We start from the raw sequence: 23,135 nt of genomic DNA on the forward strand, positions 1-23,135 counted from the left end.
CCAGTTTACCCTTATTCCTGAGGGGTAAATATATACGGAGAAACAGATTAAGCATCTGAAAAGATCTCCCTTCGTTTTTCTCATAACTATTTGACAATGCTGCTTGTCTGAATAGGAGCCTCACTCGGCAGAGTGAGGCTTTTTAAATTTATTGGGTTCAATAAAGAAGTCAAATATGCGACTTATATTCCCCTCGCTAATGTAGAATTTCTTCGGAATGGTATATTAACAAATTAAGTGCCGAGTTAAATAACAAAAGCATCAGTATTAAGACTGGTGCTTTTTCATAACGATATTATATAAAAATAGAACTGGAGTTAACAAAACTGCGCTAACAATAATCGCTGTTTTTATCGTAGAATTAGCAGCAACATAACCAATTACAGGACCTCCCCCAATTTGACCGATAGCATCCACTTGGCCTTTTACGGAAAAAAATGTTGCACGTGTGGAAGATTCAGGAATAACCTTATTTAGCCAAATATCCTCTAACGGATACATCACTTTTCTTGTTACTTGAATTACGATATAAAGTACTAATAAGCCAATCGCATATGTTGACACTGCAAAGCCGATTAATGAAGCAATAATAAATAAGCTACAAGTAAATAGCAAAGCATAAATATGCTTTAAATTCTGATGGATGGAGCTTCTATTCATGAAATGGAGTACCCCAAAAGAAATGAGCACAACTATAAATTGAATACCTCCAGTTAATAAAACTAGCTTTTCAGCCGTTAGTGCTACTAAATTAGATACATCAAAAAAATGGGACATCCACAAACGATCGAATCCTTCACTATAAAACCCAATGAATAATGCAATGAGGAATAGCATTCTGATGATAAAGCTGGTTCTTGTATGAAATATAATTTTCCCCATGCTTACCTTCATACTTTTCCAACTAGATGTTCCCTCCGTTTTGTCTAAAGGTTTAAAGTTTTCTTCCTTCATAAATAGGATTAAATATATCGCCAACCCAAACATACAAAGTCCGCCAATAACGATTGGTAGATTAATCATATAAAGACCCGTTAATATACTTAGAGGTATTGCTATGACTTGCCCAAGATTACCAGCCTTTGCTCCTTTTATAAACGCTAAGGAAGCTTGCTCTTCCCCTACTTCATCTGCAATCCAAGCTTGCAAGGAACCACTAGTAAATGTATAACCAATCCCCCATGCAACTTGCGCTAAAAGCACAGCGATAAAATATGGGAATAACCCCTCGATTAAAAAACCACTCCCTATTAAAAAGTACCCAATTATTATGGAGAGCTTACGGCTTTTTGCATCTGAAATTACTCCAGTTGGAATTTCAAATAGAAAAACAGATAGCTCCAAAACAGTTCCTACTAAAACTAGTTGAAATGGATCTAGCATGACAATTTTAACTTGATATAACAAACTTACAGTGAAAATAAATGTAAAAAACAACTGTGATAAAAAACAAGTATAAATATAAACTTGATAAGAATTTTTTCTCTTCCATACTGTCATTTTTCTCCCCCCCTCCTATTGATTATAGGAAGGGACCATATTGTTTTCTTGTCCAAATTTGCGATTGTTTACAAAAAAATATGCTTCCAATTCATCTATGTTATAGTAAAGAACAACTGAATAACGTGTAGATTTAGGTGCTAATTTCCTTTAGGAAAATAGCTTAAAAGGGAAGTTCGGTGAAAAACCGACGCTGTCCCGCAACTGTAAATGGGAGCAATTCTTTCACATCCACTGTTAAATATTAATGGGAAGGGAAAGAAACGCCATGATCATAAGCCAGGAGACCTGCCTATTTCAAGTACACACCAAAACCTACGCGGAATAGGAGGTGTTAAGTGCAGCTATGAACAAGCAACAGCTTGAAATTGCTGCCGTACGAAAAAACGTAATTGGAAAGAAACATTGGAGGAATCGTCTCCTTTTATTTCACTATGCCGTTTATAGGGATTTTCTTTTCTTTACGAATTATTCGTCACGACAACGATCAACCATATTCATTCACTTGAATTAGCATCTTCCTTTGTAACAACTAAGGGAAGATGCTTTTTATGTTTACGATGGAAAGGAAGTTGGAACATGCCAGTTGGAACAAAAGATTATTACGTAGATGGTATTAAACGTACATTAATGACGAATAGTGTCGCAAATGAATCAATATCACTTCTCGCTATTTTAAGATACTACGAAGAAGAAATTAGAAGTTCGCCAAATTTGGTTGGAAAAGATAAAGAATCGTACAAACGCAATTTGCAAAAAGCATTCGATCAAACAAAAGATGAAGTTTTTGGAAAGATTGAAGAGTAATAAGTAGAAAAAAAGCGTGTCGAATCAACAAATGATTGGCACGCTCTACAATTAATTTATCTATGTGGTTTGACTTCACTAATGGTGCCACCTTTGAAAGCTGGCGCATCCATATCTACTACAAACAAGATAACTGTTGTATTCACCTGAACTTTGAGTGGAGGAAGATCTTTTTCTAAATCTGTCACCTCTTCTTGTTTATTAACAATATAGTTCTCAAATAGAATAGAACCACTTGTTATATACAATAAAGGTTTCTTGCCTTCATACCTCTTCCCCTTTACCAATTATAAATCTTGATAATCTCTCTGGTATCTTCCGCCGTCTTTTACTTCTGAATGATATAGTGCTTTTAAAGCGAAACTTTTTTCTAAGTCGTGCTCTTTCATTACTTCTTTCAAACGTTTGGAAAGCTCTGCACTATGTTTTACTAGTTGCTCCATTTTAGACTTCGAGTATTGCATGAGCTATCAACTCCTTTCCATTCAATTTGTCATTAAAGTATAACACTAAGAAAAGTTTTTTCTTATAATCACCATTATTAAAAAATTTACATACATTACTTTGACAAAATAAAAATGAAGTGTTATCCTTGTGAACAAATGTTTCCCAAAGGAAATTTAATGGCACTCAAGAAAAAGATGCTTTTTTTTATTCCAAAAGTTTCCTTAGGGAAATAAAGTGGAACGTAGGAAAAGGGAGGAATTAAAATGAAAAAAATCTTGTTTTTATTCATTACAGCTATTTTGTTAGCTGGATGTAGCAACAATGCTAGGGGGGATATTGGAAAAGACACGAAGCCTTTAGTTGTTACAACAACCGGGCAAATTGCGGATGCAGTTAAAGAAATTGCCGGCGACCAAGTAGAAATAAAATCATTAATGGGACCTGGTGTTGATCCTCACCTGTACAAAGCGACACAAGGGGACTTACAAACCTTAGAAAAGGCCGACATCATTTTTTACAACGGACTAGAACTAGAAGGCAAAATGAGCGACATTTTCGAGAAAATGAAGAAAGAAAAAACGGTTGTCGGGATTGGTGACATAGTCCCACAAGATCAAATACTAAAGGATGAAGCACATCCTGAACTGTCAGATCCACATATTTGGTTTGATATTAACGTATGGGAAATAGCGACAAAAGAACTAACCAAAACACTTTCGGAAGAACTTCCAAACAGTAAAGAGGAATTTGCAAAAAATGAAGAAGCATTTTTTAAAAAATTATCCGATTTGTCTGATTGGACAGATCAACGGATTAGTGAAATTCCCGAAAAACAACGAGTGCTTGTAACAGCACATGATGCATTTAACTACTTTGGAAAAAGCCATGGTATGGAAGTTCGTGGTTTACAAGGACTAAGTACAGATTCTGAGTATGGCTTAAAAGATGTTCAAAATATCGTAGATTTTCTAGTAAAAAACAATATTAAAGCTGTTTTCATAGAATCCAGTGTTTCTGACAAAGCAATGAAGGCTGTTATAGAAGGTGCAAAGGAAAAAGGCCATACGATTCAAATTGGCGGGGAGCTTTACTCTGATGCCATGGGTGCGGAAGGAACAGAAGAAGGCACTTATATTGGCATGTACAAACATAACGTCAACACGATTGTCGATTCACTTAAATAGGAGGGAAGCAACATGGACGCTTTACAAGTAACAAATTTGTCGGTTGCTTATGAAGAAAAAGTTGTATTACAAAATGTGAATTTAACTATTCCAGTAGGTCATCTAACGGGCATTATTGGACCAAACGGAGCTGGTAAATCTACACTAATCAAAGCAATACTGAACCAATTACCAAATAAAACAGGGGTTGTTCATATTTTAGAACGCCCCCTTAACCCAAAAGATCATACAGTTGGCTACGTTCCACAGCGAAATGCAGTCGATTGGGACTTTCCTACAAATGCTTTAGATGTTGTCCTAATGGGACGTTACGGACATATAGGTATGATAAAAAAACCTTCAGCAAAAGATAAACAAATCGCCATGGAGTGTTTAAAAAATGTTGGAATGGAAGCTTTTGCTGATCGATCAATTGGTCAATTATCTGGAGGTCAACAGCAGCGAGTATTTTTGGCGCGCGCCCTAGCGCAAGAAGCGGAAGTCTATTTTATGGATGAACCATTCGTTGGTGTGGATGCAGCAACAGAGCGTACAATTATTGCTATTTTAAAAGACTTAAAAGCAAAAGGAAAATCTGTTTTTGTTGTTCACCATGATTTACAAACAGCAGCTGACTATTTTGATTGGATGATTTTGTTGAATCGAACGATTACTGCAGCAGGACCAACAGAGCAAACATTTACAGAAGACAATCTGCAAGAAGCATATGGCGGAAAATTATTTTTTATGGATCAAACGAAATCGAACAAAACGTTCAATTGAGAGAGGTGAGGGAATAATGCTAACCGGAAACTTGCTTTGGGTTCTTATAGGGGCTATTTTGCTAGGTATAGCTGCAGGTTTAAATGGAACCTTTGCCTTTCTTCAAAAACAAAGCTTAGTAGGAGATGCAGCTGCCCACGCTGCTCTCCCTGGAATTGCAATTGCTTATTTAGTTACTCAGCAAAAGGATTTACCAATTTTAATGTTAGGTGCAGCCATTACTTCTGCACTTGCTGTCTATATGATCCAGTGGATTGTCGGAAACTCAAAACTTAAAGCAGACGCAGCAATCGGATTTGTTTTATCCGTATTTTTTGGTATTGGAATCGTTCTCCTTACCATTGTCAATCAAAGCGGCACAGGAAATCAAAGTGGATTGAATGATTTTATATTCGGAAAAGCTGCTACCATGGCGAAAAGCGATCTAGTTTGGCTATCAAGTAGCGCTTTGTTAATCATACTAATGTGTTTACTATTTTTTAAAGAGTGGAAGTTAATGATTTTTGACCCGGTATTTGCAAGAGGCGTCGGATTACCAGTCGAACGATTACGCGTTTTATTGACAGCTCTTACTGTACTTACGATTGTAACTGGAATACAGGCAGTTGGTGTTATTTTGATGGCAGCTATGCTCATTATACCTGCTGCTGCCGCTAGATTTTGGTCAAATCACCTTGGAGTTATTCTTGTTACTAGTGCATTCTTCGGTGCTCTTTCCGGGGCATTAGGTACGATTATTAGCTCCGTTCGTACAGGACTTTCAACCGGACCAATTATTGTATTATGTGCTGCTAGTCTCTTTGTCATATCCTATTTTTTCGCACCAACGCGAGGGTTCATCGCCAAATCATTAAAGAAAAAAGCATTTAAGCAAAGAAATGTAGTAAAGGAGGCAGTAAACCATGAATGAGTTCTGGGTGCTCTTGACTGGATCATTAGTTGGCATTACTTGTGGGTTAACTGGTGTATTTTTAATTCTGCGCAAAACGGCTATGATTGCAGATGCTATTAGTCATACCGTGTTATTTGGAATTGTTGTTGCATTTATGGTTACACAATCATTAAGTGGATTTTGGATGCTCATTGGTGCTGCTATCGCTGGACTACTTACTACCTTTCTTGTGCAATTGCTCCAGTCAGGTGGCTTACAAGAAGATGCTGCTATCGGAGTTGTGTTTACTTCCTTATTTGCACTAGGGGTGTTATTTATCACTTTATTTGCAGGGAATGTCCACTTAGATGTAGAGCATGTGCTAATGGGTGAAATTGCTTTTGTTCCTTGGGATTCATGGGAGATTTTAGGGGTTTCCATGCCAAAAGCTGTTTGGATGTTGCTAATCGTCCTTTTGTTTAATATATTATTTCTAGTTATCTTTTACAAAGAGATGAAGCTCTCTACTTTCGACTCGGTTTTTGCGCTTTCTATCGGTTTGCCAATAGTTGCTATGCATTATTCTTATATGACACTCGTTTCTTTAACAACTGTTGCTGCTTTTGATAGCGTAGGGGCAGTTCTTGTTGTGGCGATGCTTATTGGCCCTGCTGCTACCGCTTACCTGATGAGTAAAAGTGTTGTGGGAATGATTGTTTGGAGTATGGCATTTGGAGTTATGGCTGCAATCACAGGATATTATTTAGCAAAACTATGGAATACCTCTATTGCAGGCATGATGGCAGCAATGATAGGTGTACTATTTATGCTCGTGTTTTTATTCAAGCCACATGACGGTTGGACATGGAAATTGTTCAAACGTATGAAAATAAAAGATACAGAAGTTCATGTAGAATCTTAATACATTATAAGTCACCTTGTCATACAAGGTGGCTTTTCTTTTGTGATGAAAGCTTTGCTATAATAAAGTCATTCACTACAAATGAACAGAGGTGACTTCATGTATAAAACCATTGGGATACTAGCTCATGTAGACGCCGGGAAAACGACTTTTTCTGAGCAACTACTTTATCATACAAAGACAATTAGACAAAGAGGACGGGTCGATCGTCAAGACTCTTTTCTCGATAGCCATTCAATCGAAAAAAATAGAGGAATCACGATTTTTGCGGATCAAGGAATCTTCTCCTATAACAATTCCACTTATTATGTCATAGATACACCTGGTCACGTCGATTTTTCCCCAGAAATGGAACGAGCTATTCAAGTGATGGACTTTGCTATCATTATTATTAGTGCGGTAGATGGCGTAGAAGGACATACCGAAACCGTATGGCAGCTACTACGAAAACATCAGATACCTACTTTTTTCTTCATCAATAAAACCGATTATGAAGGAACCGATGCAGCGAACATTTTAGACGAAATTCGAGCTAACTTGTCAGAAGATGTGTGTGATATAACGAATTTTTTAAATGAAAATTTTATCGAATTTTTAGCAGAACGAGATGAAGGATTACTGGAAACATATATGGAGAGTGGTTATGACGAAAAGTTGTGGATTCAAACTTGTCGGCGCATGATTCAAGAAAACAAAATTTTTCCATGTGCAAGCGGCTCTGCTTTAAAAGATATTGGCATTATCGAATTTTTAGAGAGATTGGATTTATTAACAGAGTCCTCTTATTATCAACAAAAAGCGTTCTCCGCACAGGTATACAAAATTCGTCATGACGAAAGTGGAAATAGAGTCACATTCCTTAAGTTACTAAGCGGTAAGCTAAAAGTAAGAGATGAAGTGCGGTACGAGGAATTAGCGGAAAAAATTACACAACTTCGCGTATATAGCGGAAATAAATTCAAAACGGTGGAACAAGCGGTGGCGGGCGAGCTAGTGGCAGTAACCGGGCTATCAAGTGCCTCTATCGGCGACGGAATTGGCGCCACTAATGACAAAACGACCTTCGATATGATTCCTGCTTTAAAATCAAAAGTGAATTTTGATGCTTCTATTCACGTCAAAGAAGTATTACAATGCTTTAAATTGTTAGATGCAGAGGATCCCTCGTTAAGCGTTTATTGGGACGAGCATTTTCAGGAAATACATGTACATGTAATGGGTGTTATTCAGCTAGAAGTGCTTCAACAAATTGTATTGGAACGCTTCCAATTTAACGTCTCTTTTAGTGAGCCTAGAATTTTATATAAAGAGACAATTGCTACACCAGTTAAAGGTTATGGTCATTTTGAGCCATTAAAGCATTATGCAGAAGTACATTTATTAATCGAACCTGCAGAACGTGGCAGTGGCATTTCTTTGGACAATGTATGCCATGCAAATGATTTATCGATCGGTAACCAAAACTTAGTGCTGCATCATCTAACAGAACGTGACCATCACGGGATACTGACAGGGTCTGCTCTTACCGACGTCAAAATAACACTACTCACAGGTCGTGGCCATAATGAGCATACACATGGCGGAGATTTTCGAGAAGCAACATATCGAGCATTAAGACAAGGGTTAGAAAAAGCAGAAAATGTGCTTTTAGAACCTTTCTATAATTTCAAAATTAAAGTAGAAATGGACCTTATAGGAAGAGTTTTATCTGATATCCAACAAGCACATGGAACTTTTGATACGCCAGAAAACGTGGGTGACGTTGGTGACAAAGTAATTATAAAAGGACGAGTACCCGTTGCAACCTTTATGAACTACAGTACATCGTTTGCTTCCTTCACACATGGCAAAGGAACGCTAAGCCTACTATTTGGTGGATATGATCATTGTCATAATAAAGAGGAAGTAATTGAAAAAATCGGCTACAATAAAGAAGCAGATCCTGAATACACATCCACTTCTATTTTCTGCGCCAGAGGAAAAGGCTATAAAGTTCCTTGGGATGAAGCGGAAGAAGCAATGCACTGCCTATAATACTACTTGCTAAGGAGGATTTAAATGATTGCAACGATTCAAAAAGAAAAGGATATCTATACGGCATATTTCGAACGACATCTCCAACATTCTGTAGAAGAAGTTTGGTCGATGTTGACAGAGAATGACAAGCTGCAACAATGGTTTACAGAACTTCAAGTCGTTGATTTACGCAAAGATGGACTTATCAAGTTTGATATGCAGGATGGCACTTTCATAGATATGCAAATTGTAGACTATGAGCCTTTCAAAGTACTAGCTTTTGAATGGGATAAAGACATCGCTAGATTTGAATTATCTTCTGGTTCGGATGGTTGCCAATTAACCTTTATCGAAACTATCTCGTCCTATACAGAGCAAACAATAAAAGACCTTGCAGGATGGCATGTATGCCTTGATGTAATTGAAGCAATTCTAGATGGTCGAACAATAGATAGAAAAGATGAGTGGCAAGCTTGGTATGTGAAATACGAGGAGCTCCTTCAAGGAGTAATGAAATGAAATAATATATACAAGCACTCTACAAGCAATAGTTATTGTAGGGTGCTTTCATCTATTCATATCTAAATATTACAAATCGTTCATTGTTATTTTGTTGATATAACTCTGGTACTCTCACTTCTTTCAACAACTCAAAAGCAGTATGCTCCTCGAGAAATTGTATATATTCTGAAGTAGGATAGTATAAAATAACATCAACTGAACGAGGATGTTGTTCTACCGACAATAAGATATTACTAATGACTTTTTGAAATATTTGAATGGAAAACGGGTTAAAGAAATAAAATCGGTTATCATCTGATTCAATCTCATATCCTTCGGCGAAAATATGCTCAAATCGAATAGATGCCCGTGAAGGCTTTGCTCGTTCCATGTATTTAGTTAAATTTTCTAAAGCCTCTTGATAAAGCTGTCCATTCATCTCCACTCCTGTCACAGACACATGCAGGTGATGATGAATGTAAAATGGGAAACGTCCTTTCCCACAACCAAAATCTACAAATTTATCGGAAGTAGTACATACATACTCATCAAACAATGCCTCAAGTGCCATATAAGGAGTTGCTTCGTAGCGATTGTAATGTGCGGATTGGTGTTGCCACTCACGTACTCCTTCTGTTTTTATCCGCAATAAACGATCATGATCTTGTTCTTTCATGGAGACCCCCTTCTAAACATTTAAATGAAATACATAAACAAGTGCATACCCTAGAATAGATAATAAAATAGAGCCTACCAGTCCAGCAGCAATAGGCTTTACTCCCAACTTTTTAAATGTTCTTATGTCAATATTTAACCCAAGCCCTGCCATTGCCATCCCAATAAGAAGATATGCAACTGAAACAATAAAATTAGCAAGTTCTTCAGGAATAATCCCCAGCGTGTTAATACCACTCATTACTAAAAATCCAATGATGAACCAAGGTATACTGGACAAAGAAAACTTACTTTTCGAATCACCTTTTTCTCTTTTTTTCACAATAAAACCTATAACTAAAGCAATTGGTACTAAAAGTGCTACTCGTGTAAGTTTCACAATTACAGCTAGATCTACAGCGTTGCTTCCCCCTGGATCTGCTGCAGCTATAACATGTGCTATCTCATGTAATGTTCCACCAGCAAATACACCGTATCCGTTAGAAGTTAAATTCATGATAGGATAAAGAAAAGTATATACTAACGTAAATAGCGTACCAAGTATAGCAATTGTTGCAACTCCTATGGCAGTTTCTTCATCATTTGCTTTCACTTGTGGTGCGATCGCCACAACCGCTGCCGCTCCGCAAATTGCTGTCCCACAAGCCGTTAGAATACCTAACCTCTTATCTACCCCAAACAAACGAGAAAATCCATATACAACAAATAAAGCAAAAAGAATATTAATAAGAGCAATTAAAAATACACTTAATCCTGCATGATAAATATCCTCTAAATTTAATCGCATGCCCAATAAAATAATACCTAATCGTAATAACTTTTTACTCGAAAAAGAAACGCCACTCTGAAACAGCGTTGGTACACTAATTGTTGCGCTCCAAACCATACCTAGTATTATAGCAATCACTAATTGTCCCATGATAGATAAAAAAGGAACTCCGGATAATAACTTTGCTAATATAGCAATAACCAGTGTTATACCTATACCATAAAAAAGTGACTGATTCGTTTTAAATATATTAACTTTCTTTTTCATCTTCCATAATCCCCCCTATATGAAGTTCACTTTACGGAAATTTCTATTATTAGTAAAATACATATATATAATCGCTATTATTAAGATTTTTAATGATTGGATGTGATTAAATGTACTATGATGCCCTTAAAACATTTGTAACACTAGTAGAAACAAAAAATTTTACAAGGGCTGCCGAGTTCCTTCACATCTCTCAACCAAGTGTGAGTGTGCATATAAAAAACTTAGAAGCCGAGTTTAAAACGGAGCTGTTTATTCGTTCACCAAAGGTATTGAAAATCACACCTACTGGAGAAATTTTATATGAACGAGCTAAACAAATACTTTCCATGTACGAGCAAACACAAAAGGATATCCTGGAACATCACCACGATATTATAGGAAAGCTCATCATTGGTGCAAGCTTTACTATAGGCGAGTATGTTCTTCCGCCATTACTCGTGGAACTACATTCCAAGTATCCAAATCTTGAACTAGAAATATTTATAGGAAACACGGAAGAAATCGTACAATCAGTTCGACTATTTAATGTCGATATTGGTTTAATAGAGGGGCAAACAATGATAGAGAATTGCAGGTAGAGCCTTTTATGGAGGATGAACTATTCATTGTTGGATCAATACAGCATGAGTTAGTTTCAAAAGAGTTGGTAAATATGGCAGATCTTCAAAACCAAATATGGTTCATGAGAGAAGAGGGCTCTGGGACACGAGAATATTTAAAACATATGATTCGTTCCAATGGCTTGAAGGTAAAATCTATACTTACAATTAGTAGTAACCAAGCGATTAAAGAAACGATTATTCATAGCGGGCAAGGTTTGTCACTTCTGTCTATCCATACAATAGACAGAGAGGTTCGGCAACATAATCTTTCTATTCTTTCCCTTAATCATCCAGCCTTCAAGCGATTGTTTTCCTGTGTATGCTCTCCTGTAATGGAAAACAAACGACATGTAATGGCATTTAGAGAATTGTTACGAAAAAAAAACAAAACTCTAGCATTCATAACCATGCCAGAGTTTTGCTTCTATAACTTTTTTTGTATCATTCAATATTGGCAGTTACAGTTACCAAATATATGTTGTTGCACCCACTTATCGGTATGGCCACTCTGGTTTTCCACTTGAACAAGCGGTTGCACCGTAAACGGCTCCCCTCTTAATACAGCTGTTGATACAAAAGAAGGATTCTCTATACTTAACACTTGTTTACCATTAATAGTCTTCTTTAATATTTCTAATTCGGCAATTCCACCGACATTTGTGTTCTCTTTTTTTTGTGCAGAAAAGAAGTTTCCAAGTGAATAAAACACATGCGCTCTGTGGCCACTACTTGTTGTGATCAATTCATATGGCTGAATCACATGTGGATGATGTCCGAAAATAATATCTGCTCCTGCATCTGCAATTACATTTGCAAGTCTTTTTTGTTCCCCGTTAGGTTCCAATTCATACTCTGTCCCCCAATGTATGCTGACTACAACAAAATCTACTTTGCGCTTTAAAGCGAGTATATCCTCTTTGATTCGCTCTTCATCGATACGGTTAACTAAATAATCCTTTCCACTAGGTGTTTGATGACCATTCGTCCCGTAAGTATAGCCGAGAAATCCAAAGTCAATATTATCTGCTTGTATGATACGGTCTTTTTGTAAATCCTCGAAAGTTTCATATGCACCAACATAAGGCATATCAACTGTTTTCATATAATTGATGGCAGCTCGTACACCTCCCTCTTCTTGATCGAGTGTATGGTTATTTGCCATCGATATTAGATCTACTCCAACTTCCTTTAAGTCACTAATAATATGAGATGGACTAGAAAAATCAGGATACCCTGACAAACCAAATTCGCTACCGGCTGGGATAGACTCTTGATTGGCTATTAAAATATCTAATGATTCTAGCTCTTCTCTGACTGGCTCAAAAGAGGATAAAAAACTTTTATAATTGTATAACGGATGATGCAGCAAAATATCACCAATCATCCCGATTGTTATCGTATCTTCCCGATAATCGATATGAAATGTCGAAAATTGTTTCCCGTGGAACTTTTCCTTAAAAGGTTCTTTTATTTGCAAATTAAAATAAATCAAGAACGATATTAGTATAACCAGTAGAGAAATCAATATCTTCATAAAACACTTCCCTCTTCATCATCTACTTTTGTATAGGTTAGGTTATTATGCTCTCTTCTCATTGTATCTTTTATTTTTCTAAACCGCTATTGACCTATTGTAGATTTTGCATATAATAAAAGTGAGTAATCACTCACTTTTATTAAATGGAGGTTTTATAAATGACTTCAACCATTGAGTTAATACAAGTAAGTAAAAGCTTCGGCAAAAAGAACGTTTTAAACAACATTAATATTAAAGTAGATGCCGGACAAATTTTTGGTTTAATCGGTCCTTCTGGCTCGGGTAAAACAACATTAGTAAAACTCATCGTAGGGATGGACCAACCTTCCTCTGGCCAAGTCCAAGTACTAAATACACAAGTTCCTAATTTGAAACTTTTACAAAGCATTGGATATATGGCACAAGCAGATGCTTTATACAATGATTTGACCGGTCAAGAAAATCTTGCATTTTTCGCTTCTCTTTATAAATTAAGAAAAGATGTACAACAAGAACGAATTGCCTACGCAGCAAATTTAGTAGCATTAACTTCGCATCTATCTAAAAAGGTACAAAATTATTCAGGTGGTATGAAGCGAAGATTATCGCTAGCTATTGCATTAATACACGATCCTCAAATTTTAATACTTGATGAGCCGACAGTCGGTATTGATCCAGAACTTAGAAAGTCTATTTGGGCGGAGATTGTTCGTTTGAAAAGTGAAGGAAAAACAATATTAATCACTACACATGTAATGGACGAAGCGGAAAAATGTGATCAGCTTGCGATGGTAAGAGGTGGAGAAATAATATCGAATGGTTCTCCGGCCGCTTTAAAAAGCCATTACAACATTAACAGTCTAGAAGAAGTATTTTTAAGAGCAGGAGGTGAAAAGGATGAGAACAATCGCATTAGTTAAACGTGTTTGCATCCAAATGGTACGTGACAAACGAACACTTGCTTTAATGATGGTCGCACCATTAGTCATTTTAACTTTACTGCATTTTTTAATATCCTCTGATCCAAATACTCCAAGATTAGGGGTAAATGGAGCGGAAGAAAGCTTAATAGATGAGCTAAAAGAAAAAGAATTAAAGGTCATTCCATTCGATCAACTAAAAAGTCCAAATCAACTTATTAAAGAGGAAGATTTAGATGGTGTGCTAAAAATGGAGGGAGATCAATTAAATCTTACCCTTACAAATGACGATCCATCAAAAGCAAAACTATTACAAACTAAAGTAATGCAAGCAATTTCTACTGTAAACGCAAAAGAACAAGCAACTAATTTAGCACAATTCGCAGAGGATATCGGACAGCAACTCCCTAATACACCAATAAATTTAATTCAGTTAACAATGCCAGAAATCAGCACATCTTATGTTTACGGAAACAGTGAAACAACTTTTTTTGATCAGTTAAGTCCCATTTTAGTTGGCTTCTTTGTATTCTTTTTCGTCTTCCTCATTTCCGGAATTGGGTTGTTACGAGAGCGTACGACTGGTACTCTGGATCGTTTGATGGCAACACCTATTCAAAGAAAAGATATTGTATTTGGCTATTTAATCGGGTATGGTTTATTTGCTATCATTCAAACAATAATCGTTGTTTTTTATGCTACTAAGGTTTTAGATATTATGCTTGTTGGGTCTCTTTGGAATGTCATTCTGATTAATCTAGCACTAGCACTTGTTGCATTATTGCTTGGTATCTTATTGTCAGCATTTGCAAATTCTGAATTTCAAATGATGCAGTTTATACCGATAGCAATTGTTCCCCAAGTCTTTTTTGCAGGAATACTACCTTTTGAGGGAATGCCCGAGTGGATGCAAATCGTTGCCAAATTTATGCCTATGTACTATGGTGGAAATGCATTAGTAGATGTGATGTATAAAGGCTTTGGAATAAATGATATTAAAAACGAGCTATTTGTATTATTAGGATTCGCTCTTGTATTTATTGTATTAAATATAGTCGCCTTAAAGAAGTACCGAAAAATTTGAAGGGAGCAACCAATGTCCGAAGATGAAGTATTGTTACAACAACTATTTGAAGAAGAAAAATTAACTGATAAGCAAAAAAAGATTATCATTGCTGCAATAGAATCATTTTCTGAAAAAGGATATGCGGCAACGTCTACTAATGAGATTGCGAAAAAAGCAGGAGTAGCAGAAGGCACTATTTTTAGACATTATAAAACAAAAAAAGAGCTGCTTGTTTCTATCGTCGCTCCCCTAATGACAAAGCTAATTGGTCCGTTCATTGTAAATGATTTTCATAAAGTACTTGATCGTCCCTATGAAAACGTTGAAGATTTTTTAAGAGCAGCGATTAAAAATCGAAGTGATATTATTAAAAAGATGCTTCCCGTTATTAAAATTGTGATACAGGAAATACCATTCCAACCAGAATTAAGAGAGCAGTTTATAGAACAAGTTGCCCGAAAAACGTTCGATCGTATTTTGCAAGTTATTAAAGGATATCAAGATAAAGGTCAACTAATTGAAATGCCAACATTAAGCGCTGCTAGGCTTGCCATTTCGAGTATATTCGGCTTTTTAATTTCTCGATATATTTTGTTCCCAGAAAGCGAATGGGATGATGAACTGGAAACGGAGCGAACCGTTCAATTTATCCTGCATGGGCTAGCAAAAAAAGACTAAATCTATTTTTAAAAACTCAATCGTAATAATACATTTGCGTGAGTAATTTAGTTGCTTTCAAGGATCATTTAGTTGCTCTTAGACTAGAACTGGTCAATCTCAACTGCTATTTGGTTGCCTTTTGCTATTTACTAGGAATTCTTCCTTGATCCTGCATTTGGGATTTAGTGCGGTGGACACTTTCTTAAGAACCACTTGACCAATATCATATACAAAATAAAAAAGCGCATAAAATCTGCGCTTTTTTTACTTTTTTGTTTGTTTAATATACACATATAAAAATCCAAAGGCACTTAAAAATCGTAGTATGGAGCTGATATACATAGCCACTTCCATACCAAAGAGATCTAATAACCAAATACCAACTTGTGGAGCAACAAATGCCACAAATGCTAATAAGACGTTGTAGGTCGTAATACAATACGTACGAGATTGCTCGGGAGATTTCTCTAATAATAAATTAAATAAGATCAATACCGTACCAGATAAGAAGAAACCTGATGTCGTTTGGATGAACGTTAAATAATACAAGTTTGTAGATAACGTAACTAAAAAAGGAGTTGTTGCCATTCCAAGTGCTGCCCATATAAATACATGCATATTGGAATACTTATCAGCCCATTTTTTCCAAAGTGGAAATGTGAGTATTTGCATAAGCATACTACCAACAGAAAACATGCTAATCCAAAAAATAGTTGCACCAGCTATTCGAACATTATATATATTAAAAAGTCCCCAAGCCATTTGCCAAGCAAAGTTAAAAAAGAGTGCGGCTGCTAAAAACCAAACGTAATGAGTATGCTTAAAAATACTCCAATCCATTGATTTCTTTTTCGGTTGATCGTTTTCTACTTTCACGACATCTTCTTCATGCTTTAATAAGAAGTACACCTCTAGCAAGCCAAAGAGGAAAGCAATAGCAAATAGTAGCTGATAAGCAACAATACTCTCTGAAGCATCCCTCATTAAAATACCAATTAGTAAAGTTGTCACAAGTCCAACCATCGTCAACAAACGATTACGATCACTGAAAAACTGTCCTCTTCTAGTTTCCTCGATCATCCCACTAATAAGCGTTTGCCAGCCAACATTAGCGACTGTATTCGGAATACTAATAAAAGCAATAATCGCTAAAAATGCCCATGCTTGAAGGGAAAAAGAGGGTAAATACACCACAAATACAATGAATAAGAACATTAACCTTGCGAGAAGCACAGACATAGCCACTAGCTTCTTTTGTGCATTGGCTCGATTTAATAACACTGCTGCTGGAATAGTCATTAACAAGGCGATCAATGGAGGCAACGAACTGATTAATCCAACTTGATAATTAGTCGCACCCAGTATCGTGATCGCAAAAATTGGGAAAAAGTTATTGGAAAAGTTAAGTGCTGTAGTAGAAGCCATTCCATGATAAATACTGATCTTCTCATTATACGTTCTCATACATTCCATCCATTCCGAAAAATAATATAGGATATGCTAGAATTATATACTCGTATGAAAAGAAAACAAGTACTTCGAGACACAAAATTTATCCCGCATTAACGGGCAGTAAGACTCCCACTTCAAAATGTAAGATAAGCGAAAAGATAAGTGGGAGATCAACTGCCCGTAAAAGCCCGATTGGTTTAACTAACAATCAGCGGGGGGAAGAACCCCCCACTGATTGAAGTTTCACTTTATCCTGTTTGGCTGAATCTTTTTTTCGCATAAACATACGTCACAGCAAGTGCTGACACTAACACTGCACCTTTGATAATATCAAATGCATAATACGGCAAATTCATGATTGTTAAGCCATTTAATAATATTCCGATCACTGCTGCTCCAAAGAATGTCCCGATAGCATTTGGCTTCCCTGCTCCAAGTACGGAGTAACCTACAAAAACAGCCGCCACTGCTTCCATTAACATCGGAGCTCCCGCATCAATTTGACCCGAACCAACACGTGCAGTGAACAGTATGCCTGCCATAGAAGCAAATACACCAGAAATCACATATGCCGCAAACTTCACTTTACGCGTATTCACTCCAGACAACGTAGCAGCCTCTGCATTTCCACCAGTCATATATAAAACCCGTCCCCAACGAGTATGATGGAGTACTACATAAGCGATTAACACCATTCCTAGCATGATCCATACAGGAACCGGTAAACCAAGCATTCTTCCTTGACCAATCCAAAGAAATGCTTCCGACAACTGACCCGGAGCAGTACCACCAGCAGTAAGTGGCATATTATTGTAAATAGAATAACCTTCCGTATAGGTGCGATGAAAACCCGCAACGATATACATCATACTTAATGTCGCAAGCAAATCTGGTATTCCTAATACTACAATTAGAAAGCTATTAAGTACACCTACTAATACTCCTACTAAAATCGGTAAAATAATAACAAGCCAAAGCGGCATCTCATACCATACCATTAAAGAAGCTGTTATGACTGTTGACAAGGACATGGTGGAACCAACCGACAGATCAAATCCGCCTACTACTAATGTAAAGGTGACCCCTAATGCAAGTAACGTAACAATAGAGATTGAACGCAATATATCCGTAAAGTTAGCATAAGTTAAAAATGCTTCACTAATAGAACTAAAATACAAAATAATAATGATTAATAACGCAATAGCACCATATTTGAATAGAAATTGAATCCCGTTTTCTTTTAATCTATTCTTCTTTCCCACCGCTTGCATACAACAAAATCCTTTCCTGGGTCGCATCTCCCCGTGAAAATTCCTTCACGATTTGACCGTTATACATGACTAAAATACGATTGGCAATACCTAGTGCTTCTTGAATTTCGCTCGAAAAGTAAAGACAGCCCTTTCCGCTCTCTGCTAGTTCTCGAATTAGCTTAAAAATATCTGCTTTTGCTCCAATATCAACGCCTTTTGTCGGTTCATCAAATAAGTACAGAATGGAATCTCGCGAAGTCCACTTACCGATTACTACTTTTTGCTGATTTCCTCCACTTAAATGAACCAGCGGCGTTTCCGTATCATCTGTTTTAATCTGTAATCGTTTAATAATATCCTTTGCAAAACTTTTTTCCGCTCTTTTATTCATAAATAATGGATTGGAAAACTTTCGTAAGTTAGGAAAAGAAGCATTTGTTTGCAAGGATTCATGAACGAATAATCCCTCTTTTCTACGTTCTTCTGGAATTAGGGCCATCCCTGCGTCAATGGCATCTCTGGGATGTGTTGCTTTTAACTTCTTACCTAAAAGCTCCACACTTCCTCTTTGAAGTGATTCTAAGCCAAATAATGCTTTTGCTAGTTCGGTTTTCCCTGCACCTACCAGACCAACAATACCGACAATCTCTCCTGCTGCGACAGTAAAGGAAAGATCCTTTAACTTTTGGCCATCTGATAATTCTTTTACCTCTAGCAACGTTTCTCCTAAAGCGTGATTCCTACTATATTGCTCTTGTTGATAGGAAGTACCGAGCATTGCTTCGATAATTTTCTCTGCGGTTGCATCTGCAGTTTGAAAAACGTCTACCAGCTTTCCATCGCGCATAACAGTTATTCTGTCACTAATCTCAAACACTTCTGGAAGTCGATGCGAAATAAATATGCAACCAACTCCCTGTGCTTTCAATTGATGAATGACAGAAAATAGCTTAGTGGATTCGTGGAGCGATAAAGGAGCGGTCGGTTCGTCAAAAATAATAATTTTTGCCGAACTAACAAGTGCCCTTGCGATTAAAACAAGTTGTTTTTCCGCCAACGTGAGTTTAAATGCTGGCTGTTGGACTGGAATATTCTCTGCCTGTAATTGCTTTAATGCAACGCTCGCCTCTTTGTAGAGTTTCGATGTAGAGATAAACAAGTTATTATTCGTTGCAATGGTATCGAGCATAATATTTTCGGCAACAGATAATTCAGGTACAATTGCGGTGTCTACTTCCTGGTAAACACAGTAAATCCCATTTTCTTTTGCCGCTTTTGGTGAACGTAGATTAACACGCTTACCATCTATCAAAATTTCACCTTCATCTTGCTCATACACTCCCGACAAAATTTTCATCAGTGTGCTTTTTCCAGCACCGTTTACACCTAGCAATGCATGCAGTTCCCCTTTTTCTAGGTGAAACTTTGCATCCTCTAGTGCTGTCACTTTTCCAAATGACTTACGTATTGAATTCATCGACAGAAAAGGGTTAGCCACAAACATGCTCCTTTCTATAAAAACAGCTGCCCTATTTTTCAGGACAGCTGCTAGTAGTTGAGTTTATTGATTTTCCAACTCTTTTAGTGCATCCGTATACCCTTGTTCGCTTGCACCCCAGTCCTCGATAAACTCATGTAAGCTATTAGTCGTCACCGTTTCTTCTGGAAGTTTAGATGCATCGACAAACACTGGTTCTAGTACAACGTTCGCTTCTGGATTTTCACCATTAATCTTTTGATATAAATAACGTACTTGAATACGCCCTATATCCATTGGGTCAACAGCTGCGGAAGCAACCCAAGGACTATTTTCCTTTTGAATCATCTGCAGATCCTCATCGCTCATATCTATGCTATACACTTTAATATCCGTTCTGCCTGCCTGTTCAATCGCTCGAACTGCACCTTTTGCAAATTCATCCCAAGCTGCCCAAACTGCTGTGATATCCCCTTCGTTTGGATATTGTTTTAATATTGCTTCCATCTGTGATTGTGTATCTAGTGCTGTATTTTGTGTTGCTGCTCCAAATGTAGCAATTTCTTTAATTCCTGGATTTTTTGATAAAAACTGTTCGTAAGCAACTTGTCTTCTTTCCATCGGCGCAAAACCAGCAACCCAAATTTTCACGATATTGGCTTCACCATTCGCATCTTCCGATAATTTCTGTAAGGTCATTTCCGCCATTTTTTGATCGCCTTGCTCTAAAGCAGTAATTCCTTCTACGTCCACACCAGCGTCAAATGCTACTACTGGGATCCCTTTGTCTACGGCAGTCTGAACACCTTGGTTTAATGCTTCTTTTGTTCCATGGTCTATTAAGATTCCATCCATGCCTTGATTTACCGCTGCATCTAAATTCGATGCCATTTTTGCTAAGTCCCCTTCTGAGTTGAATACAGTAACAGTTCCTCCAAAGTTCTCTACTTGTTCCTTTACACCTTCAATATATTGCGCAGAAAAGGTCCCAAGATTTTGTTGTAAAATCAGTGCGATTTTCTTTCCAGCCAAAGGATTTTCTGAAACTTTCTCCGAGCTAGGCTTTGACGTTTCTTCTTTTGCATTGCTTTTTGGCTGACATCCCGTTAATAGAATGCCAATTATCAATAGTACCGATATTAACGAAGCTATTTTTGTTTTCATGATTTTTCTCCTTTTTTTGTACCGAGTAATGCAATAATGTTGTTACTGTATTCCGGATAAATGATCCCTTTTTCCGTAATAATCGCCGTTATTAAATGGGCCGGTGTCACATCAAAGGCCGGATTATATACTTTTGTATTATCTGGTGCTACTTGTTTACCAGCGATATGCGTAATCTCCTCCGAAGGCCGTTCCTCTATTTGTATCGTTTCTCCATTTGCGATGGACAAATCAAAAGTAGAAGAAGGTGCCGCCACATAAAATGGAATTTGATATGCCGCTGCCAATAAAGCCAAGTTGAGTGTCCCAATTTTATTGGCCGTATCGCCATTTACAGCAATTCGGTCTGCCCCAACGATAATCGCTTCGATTCCTTTTGCTCCTATCGTATGAGCGGCCATACTATCCGTAATCAGAGTGACATCGACTCCAGATTGTTGAAGCTCCCATACAGTAAGTCGTGCTCCTTGAAAAACAGGTCTCGTTTCACAAGCATATACTTGAAACTGCTTTCCTTTTTCAGCACCTAGATGGAAAGGTGCTAGTGCAGTTCCATATTTCGCAGTTGCAATGGTGCCTGCATTACAAATAGACATGACTTTTGTAAAATCTTCAAGTAAGGATAATGCATATTCACCAATAGCACGGCAAGATTCCTCATCTTCTTTGTATATGCTATCTGCTTCCTCTAATAATTGTCTCTTCGCTTCTTGTACAGTTTCCGCCTGCTCCACTGAACCACGTAGACGCTCCAAAGCCCACACTAAATTGACAGCTGTTGGTCTAGATCCAGCTAAATATAGTGCATCTTTACTTAGTAATTGATAGAATTCCTCCAATGAATTGGTTTCGTAAAACTGTGCTGCTGCTGCTAATCCATAGGTAGCGGTAATACCAATTGCTGGAGCTCCTCGAACCTTTAAAGTTAGGATGGCATCATATACATCTTCCAGTGTTTCCAGAGTTTCATACACTACTTCAAGCGGTAACTTTTGTTGATTCAATATTTCAAGTTTATTATTGTTCCATTTGATCGATAACGGAATAGTCATTTTTGCAACTCCTCAAGTAAAACAATTACCGCTTGGATAGAACTTATACTTTCGCGTTTCAATAAGAGAAGTTCTCCGATGCGTAATGCTTGTTTCTTAGACAGAATTCTTTTTTCATCCTCTACAATTCCGTCCAAGTCTTTTACATGGGCTAAGCCAATCGTTCTCCTAATTAACTCACAACCAGCAAAACCAAGAGTATCTCGGAAAATCTTATTCAATACATAAGCTTTAAATCCTTTTGTATCTTTATATGATTCCACCGCCTTGTTTTCCCAAAGTTCCGAAAAATCAGCAGAAAATACTTCCCATGTTTGTTCAATATGGCGGAGGATTACATCTCGCTGTTCTCCTTCTCTTGTAATCGTTTGAACAATTAAATTGGCTAAAAATAAGCCTACGTCAAATCCAATTGGTCCGTAAAAAGCGAATTCCGGATCAATTACTTTCGTTTCCGTTTCACTCGCAAAAATACTTCCTGTATGCAAATCTCCATGCAGTAAAGCCTCTGCTTCTGTTAAAAAGCTTTTCTTTAATTTTGCCACTTCTAATTTTAGAAGTTCATTATTCCAAATGGCTTCCACTTCTGCTCGCAATGAAGGTTCAAAATCATTTGTTTCATGGTCAAAAAATGGATCTGTAAAAATTAAATCCTCTGTAATTTTACATAACTCTGGATTGGAAAACTCCGAAACTAGTTTCTTTTTTTCAAATGGATGCAATGCAAAATCAGACGTATGAAATAAGGTTTGCGCAAGATATTTCCCAATATCGGTCGCTAACTTTGGATAGGACTCAAGGCCGATCAATCCTTCCCTTGAAATAGTGAGACGGGATAAGTCCTCCATCACGGTAATCGCCAATTCTTCATCAATTGCGTATACTTCTGGTACTAGTCCTGCTGCAAATTCACCGTGTTTTTTTAGTGCATTTGCTTCAATTAGCGCACGCTTCAATGTTAGTGGCCAGCTTTCACCAACTACCTTTGCATAGGGTAATGCTTGTTTTAAAATGATACCCTTCCCGCTTCTCAAGTCCTTAATGTGAAAAACATAATTCAGATTACCATCACCAATTTCACTACAAGTAAGTTGCGCATCATTCGAAAAAAGGTTCAAATTTTTTGCGTATATGATAGCCTGCTCTTCTGTTAAAGATTCATATTGTTTCTTCGTGGCAATTGTCATTTTTCTCTACCTTCCTTTTACAAAATAAAAAACCTCTTTCCAAAGAAAGAGGCGTAGAATAA

At 37.1% G+C, this 23,135-nt stretch carries 22 protein-coding genes, 1 pseudogene and 1 riboswitch; of the genes and pseudogenes, 11 read left to right on the plus strand and 12 right to left on the minus strand.

What is annotated here, in order from left to right; genetic code table 11:
* Positions 1-267 precede the first annotated feature (267 nt).
* Positions 268-1,500 (minus strand): MFS transporter, encoded by a 1,233-nt coding sequence (locus tag OR571_RS04300; protein WP_282241615.1) that lies wholly within the window; start codon positions 1,498-1,500, stop codon positions 268-270.
* Positions 1,501-1,618: 118 nt separating this feature from the next.
* A riboswitch (cobalamin riboswitch) is annotated at positions 1,619-1,810 on the plus strand.
* A 269-nt stretch (positions 1,811-2,079) separates the two neighbouring features.
* On the opposite strand from OR571_RS04300, the gene OR571_RS04305 reads away from it, so the two are divergent.
* On the plus strand, positions 2,080-2,307 hold the full coding sequence (locus tag OR571_RS04305; RefSeq protein ID WP_282241616.1) for a hypothetical protein: 228 nt from the start codon (positions 2,080-2,082) through the stop codon (positions 2,305-2,307).
* Positions 2,308-2,363: 56 nt separating this feature from the next.
* Here the strand turns inward: OR571_RS04305 and OR571_RS04310 are convergent, their stop codons facing one another.
* Both OR571_RS04310 and OR571_RS04315 read right to left on the minus strand, forming a co-directional pair.
* Entirely contained in the window at positions 2,364-2,594 is a 231-nt protein-coding gene (locus OR571_RS04310; protein ID WP_282241617.1) for a hypothetical protein, read from the minus strand.
* On the minus strand, positions 2,595-2,771 hold the full coding sequence (locus tag OR571_RS04315; protein WP_282241618.1) for a hypothetical protein: 177 nt from the start codon (positions 2,769-2,771) through the stop codon (positions 2,595-2,597).
* Positions 2,772-3,017: 246 nt separating this feature from the next.
* On the opposite strand from OR571_RS04315, the gene OR571_RS04320 reads away from it, so the two are divergent.
* From OR571_RS04320 to OR571_RS04345, 6 genes are all read left to right on the plus strand, one after another.
* Positions 3,018-3,938: a metal ABC transporter solute-binding protein, Zn/Mn family gene (locus OR571_RS04320; RefSeq protein ID WP_282241619.1), complete on the plus strand. Its 921-nt coding sequence runs from the start codon at positions 3,018-3,020 to the stop codon at positions 3,936-3,938.
* Positions 3,939-3,950: 12 nt separating this feature from the next.
* The gene (locus OR571_RS04325; protein ID WP_282241620.1) at positions 3,951-4,700 is read left to right on the plus strand and encodes a metal ABC transporter ATP-binding protein; all 750 of its coding nucleotides are present in this window, start codon (positions 3,951-3,953) and stop codon (positions 4,698-4,700) included.
* 16 nt (positions 4,701-4,716) lie between these two features.
* Positions 4,717-5,610, plus strand: a complete 894-nt coding sequence (locus tag OR571_RS04330; RefSeq protein WP_282241621.1) for a metal ABC transporter permease — start codon at positions 4,717-4,719, stop codon at positions 5,608-5,610.
* Positions 5,603-6,493, plus strand: coding sequence for a metal ABC transporter permease (locus OR571_RS04335; protein WP_282241622.1), 891 nt, complete (start codon positions 5,603-5,605; stop codon positions 6,491-6,493). Before OR571_RS04330 ends, OR571_RS04335 begins: the two co-directional genes overlap by 8 nt.
* 99 nt (positions 6,494-6,592) lie before the next feature.
* Positions 6,593-8,527, plus strand: a complete 1,935-nt coding sequence (locus OR571_RS04340) for a GTP-binding protein (protein ID WP_282241623.1) — start codon at positions 6,593-6,595, stop codon at positions 8,525-8,527.
* A gap of 24 nt (positions 8,528-8,551) precedes the next feature.
* Positions 8,552-9,028 carry an SRPBCC family protein gene (locus tag OR571_RS04345; RefSeq protein ID WP_282241624.1) on the plus strand — a complete coding sequence of 159 codons (477 nt, stop codon included), beginning with the start codon at positions 8,552-8,554 and terminating at the stop codon, positions 9,026-9,028.
* Between the two features lie 52 nt (positions 9,029-9,080).
* Here the strand turns inward: OR571_RS04345 and OR571_RS04350 are convergent, their stop codons facing one another.
* Both OR571_RS04350 and OR571_RS04355 read right to left on the minus strand, forming a co-directional pair.
* Positions 9,081-9,686, minus strand: a complete 606-nt coding sequence (locus OR571_RS04350) for a class I SAM-dependent methyltransferase (protein WP_282241625.1) — start codon at positions 9,684-9,686, stop codon at positions 9,081-9,083.
* A gap of 12 nt (positions 9,687-9,698) precedes the next feature.
* The gene (locus tag OR571_RS04355) at positions 9,699-10,721 is read right to left on the minus strand and encodes a YeiH family protein (protein WP_282241627.1); all 1,023 of its coding nucleotides are present in this window, start codon (positions 10,719-10,721) and stop codon (positions 9,699-9,701) included.
* A gap of 110 nt (positions 10,722-10,831) precedes the next feature.
* Here OR571_RS04355 and OR571_RS04360 point away from each other — a divergent pair.
* Positions 10,832-11,709: pseudogene (locus tag OR571_RS04360) on the plus strand (LysR family transcriptional regulator); the annotation flags it as partial.
* Between the two features lie 62 nt (positions 11,710-11,771).
* On the opposite strand, the gene OR571_RS04365 reads toward OR571_RS04360, so the two are convergent.
* On the minus strand, positions 11,772-12,860 hold the full coding sequence (locus OR571_RS04365; RefSeq protein WP_282241628.1) for a CapA family protein: 1,089 nt from the start codon (positions 12,858-12,860) through the stop codon (positions 11,772-11,774).
* A gap of 161 nt (positions 12,861-13,021) precedes the next feature.
* Between OR571_RS04365 and OR571_RS04370 the strand changes: the two genes are divergently transcribed.
* From OR571_RS04370 to OR571_RS04380, 3 genes are read left to right on the plus strand one after another with little or no spacing between them, the layout of a single operon-like run.
* Entirely contained in the window at positions 13,022-13,762 is a 741-nt protein-coding gene (locus tag OR571_RS04370; protein ID WP_282241629.1) for an ABC transporter ATP-binding protein, read from the plus strand.
* Complete coding sequence (locus tag OR571_RS04375; protein ID WP_282241630.1) at positions 13,740-14,846, plus strand: ABC transporter permease; 1,107 nt, start codon at positions 13,740-13,742, stop codon at positions 14,844-14,846. The genes OR571_RS04370 and OR571_RS04375 overlap by 23 nt, the downstream gene beginning before the upstream one ends.
* 12 nt (positions 14,847-14,858) lie before the next feature.
* Complete coding sequence (locus OR571_RS04380; protein WP_282241631.1) at positions 14,859-15,506, plus strand: TetR/AcrR family transcriptional regulator; 648 nt, start codon at positions 14,859-14,861, stop codon at positions 15,504-15,506.
* Positions 15,507-15,752: 246 nt separating this feature from the next.
* Here OR571_RS04380 and OR571_RS04385 read toward each other — a convergent pair whose 3' ends face one another.
* From OR571_RS04385 to mtnK, 6 genes are all read right to left on the minus strand, one after another.
* Entirely contained in the window at positions 15,753-16,952 is a 1,200-nt protein-coding gene (locus tag OR571_RS04385; RefSeq protein ID WP_282241632.1) for an MFS transporter, read from the minus strand.
* A gap of 236 nt (positions 16,953-17,188) precedes the next feature.
* Positions 17,189-18,211 carry an ABC transporter permease gene (locus OR571_RS04390; protein ID WP_282241633.1) on the minus strand — a complete coding sequence of 341 codons (1,023 nt, stop codon included), beginning with the start codon at positions 18,209-18,211 and terminating at the stop codon, positions 17,189-17,191.
* Entirely contained in the window at positions 18,186-19,670 is a 1,485-nt protein-coding gene (locus OR571_RS04395) for a sugar ABC transporter ATP-binding protein (RefSeq protein WP_282241634.1), read from the minus strand. The genes OR571_RS04390 and OR571_RS04395 overlap by 26 nt, the downstream gene beginning before the upstream one ends.
* An 84-nt stretch (positions 19,671-19,754) precedes the next feature.
* On the minus strand, positions 19,755-20,834 hold the full coding sequence (locus OR571_RS04400; RefSeq protein ID WP_282241635.1) for a sugar ABC transporter substrate-binding protein: 1,080 nt from the start codon (positions 20,832-20,834) through the stop codon (positions 19,755-19,757).
* On the minus strand, positions 20,831-21,886 hold the full coding sequence (gene mtnA / locus OR571_RS04405; RefSeq protein WP_282241636.1) for an S-methyl-5-thioribose-1-phosphate isomerase: 1,056 nt from the start codon (positions 21,884-21,886) through the stop codon (positions 20,831-20,833). Before mtnA ends, OR571_RS04400 begins: the two co-directional genes overlap by 4 nt.
* The gene (gene mtnK / locus OR571_RS04410; RefSeq protein WP_282241637.1) at positions 21,883-23,073 is read right to left on the minus strand and encodes an S-methyl-5-thioribose kinase; all 1,191 of its coding nucleotides are present in this window, start codon (positions 23,071-23,073) and stop codon (positions 21,883-21,885) included. Before mtnK ends, mtnA begins: the two co-directional genes overlap by 4 nt.
* Between the last annotated feature and the right edge of the window lie 62 nt (positions 23,074-23,135).

Origin of the sequence: Psychrobacillus sp. NEAU-3TGS, from assembly GCF_029955155.1 — a bacterium.
In the GTDB taxonomy this organism is placed as follows: Bacteria; Bacillota; Bacilli; order Bacillales_A; family Planococcaceae; genus Psychrobacillus.

What these genes read in the sequence shown, in the direction of transcription:
- OR571_RS04315 (WP_282241618.1), bottom strand. Translation starts at nt 2,771, where the DNA reads ATGCAATACTCGAAGTCTAAAATGGAGCAACTAGTAAAACATAGTGCA.
- OR571_RS04380 (WP_282241631.1), top strand. Translation starts at nt 14,859, where the DNA reads ATGTCCGAAGATGAAGTATTGTTACAACAACTATTTGAAGAAGAAAAA.
- OR571_RS04305 (WP_282241616.1), top strand. Translation starts at nt 2,080, where the DNA reads ATGCCAGTTGGAACAAAAGATTATTACGTAGATGGTATTAAACGTACA.
- OR571_RS04350 (WP_282241625.1), bottom strand. Translation starts at nt 9,686, where the DNA reads ATGAAAGAACAAGATCATGATCGTTTATTGCGGATAAAAACAGAAGGA.
- OR571_RS04335 (WP_282241622.1), top strand. Translation starts at nt 5,603, where the DNA reads ATGAATGAGTTCTGGGTGCTCTTGACTGGATCATTAGTTGGCATTACT.
- OR571_RS04395 (WP_282241634.1), bottom strand. Translation starts at nt 19,670, where the DNA reads ATGAATTCAATACGTAAGTCATTTGGAAAAGTGACAGCACTAGAGGAT.
- OR571_RS04365 (WP_282241628.1), bottom strand. Translation starts at nt 12,860, where the DNA reads ATGAAGATATTGATTTCTCTACTGGTTATACTAATATCGTTCTTGATT.
- OR571_RS04325 (WP_282241620.1), top strand. Translation starts at nt 3,951, where the DNA reads ATGGACGCTTTACAAGTAACAAATTTGTCGGTTGCTTATGAAGAAAAA.
- OR571_RS04340 (WP_282241623.1), top strand. Translation starts at nt 6,593, where the DNA reads ATGTATAAAACCATTGGGATACTAGCTCATGTAGACGCCGGGAAAACG.
- OR571_RS04330 (WP_282241621.1), top strand. Translation starts at nt 4,717, where the DNA reads ATGCTAACCGGAAACTTGCTTTGGGTTCTTATAGGGGCTATTTTGCTA.
- mtnK (WP_282241637.1), bottom strand. Translation starts at nt 23,073, where the DNA reads ATGACAATTGCCACGAAGAAACAATATGAATCTTTAACAGAAGAGCAG.
- OR571_RS04300 (WP_282241615.1), bottom strand. Translation starts at nt 1,500, where the DNA reads ATGACAGTATGGAAGAGAAAAAATTCTTATCAAGTTTATATTTATACT.
- OR571_RS04400 (WP_282241635.1), bottom strand. Translation starts at nt 20,834, where the DNA reads ATGAAAACAAAAATAGCTTCGTTAATATCGGTACTATTGATAATTGGC.
- OR571_RS04320 (WP_282241619.1), top strand. Translation starts at nt 3,018, where the DNA reads ATGAAAAAAATCTTGTTTTTATTCATTACAGCTATTTTGTTAGCTGGA.
- OR571_RS04390 (WP_282241633.1), bottom strand. Translation starts at nt 18,211, where the DNA reads ATGCAAGCGGTGGGAAAGAAGAATAGATTAAAAGAAAACGGGATTCAA.
- OR571_RS04370 (WP_282241629.1), top strand. Translation starts at nt 13,022, where the DNA reads ATGACTTCAACCATTGAGTTAATACAAGTAAGTAAAAGCTTCGGCAAA.
- mtnA (WP_282241636.1), bottom strand. Translation starts at nt 21,886, where the DNA reads ATGACTATTCCGTTATCGATCAAATGGAACAATAATAAACTTGAAATA.
- OR571_RS04345 (WP_282241624.1), top strand. Translation starts at nt 8,552, where the DNA reads ATGATTGCAACGATTCAAAAAGAAAAGGATATCTATACGGCATATTTC.
- OR571_RS04385 (WP_282241632.1), bottom strand. Translation starts at nt 16,952, where the DNA reads ATGAGAACGTATAATGAGAAGATCAGTATTTATCATGGAATGGCTTCT.
- OR571_RS04375 (WP_282241630.1), top strand. Translation starts at nt 13,740, where the DNA reads ATGAGAACAATCGCATTAGTTAAACGTGTTTGCATCCAAATGGTACGT.
- OR571_RS04355 (WP_282241627.1), bottom strand. Translation starts at nt 10,721, where the DNA reads ATGAAAAAGAAAGTTAATATATTTAAAACGAATCAGTCACTTTTTTAT.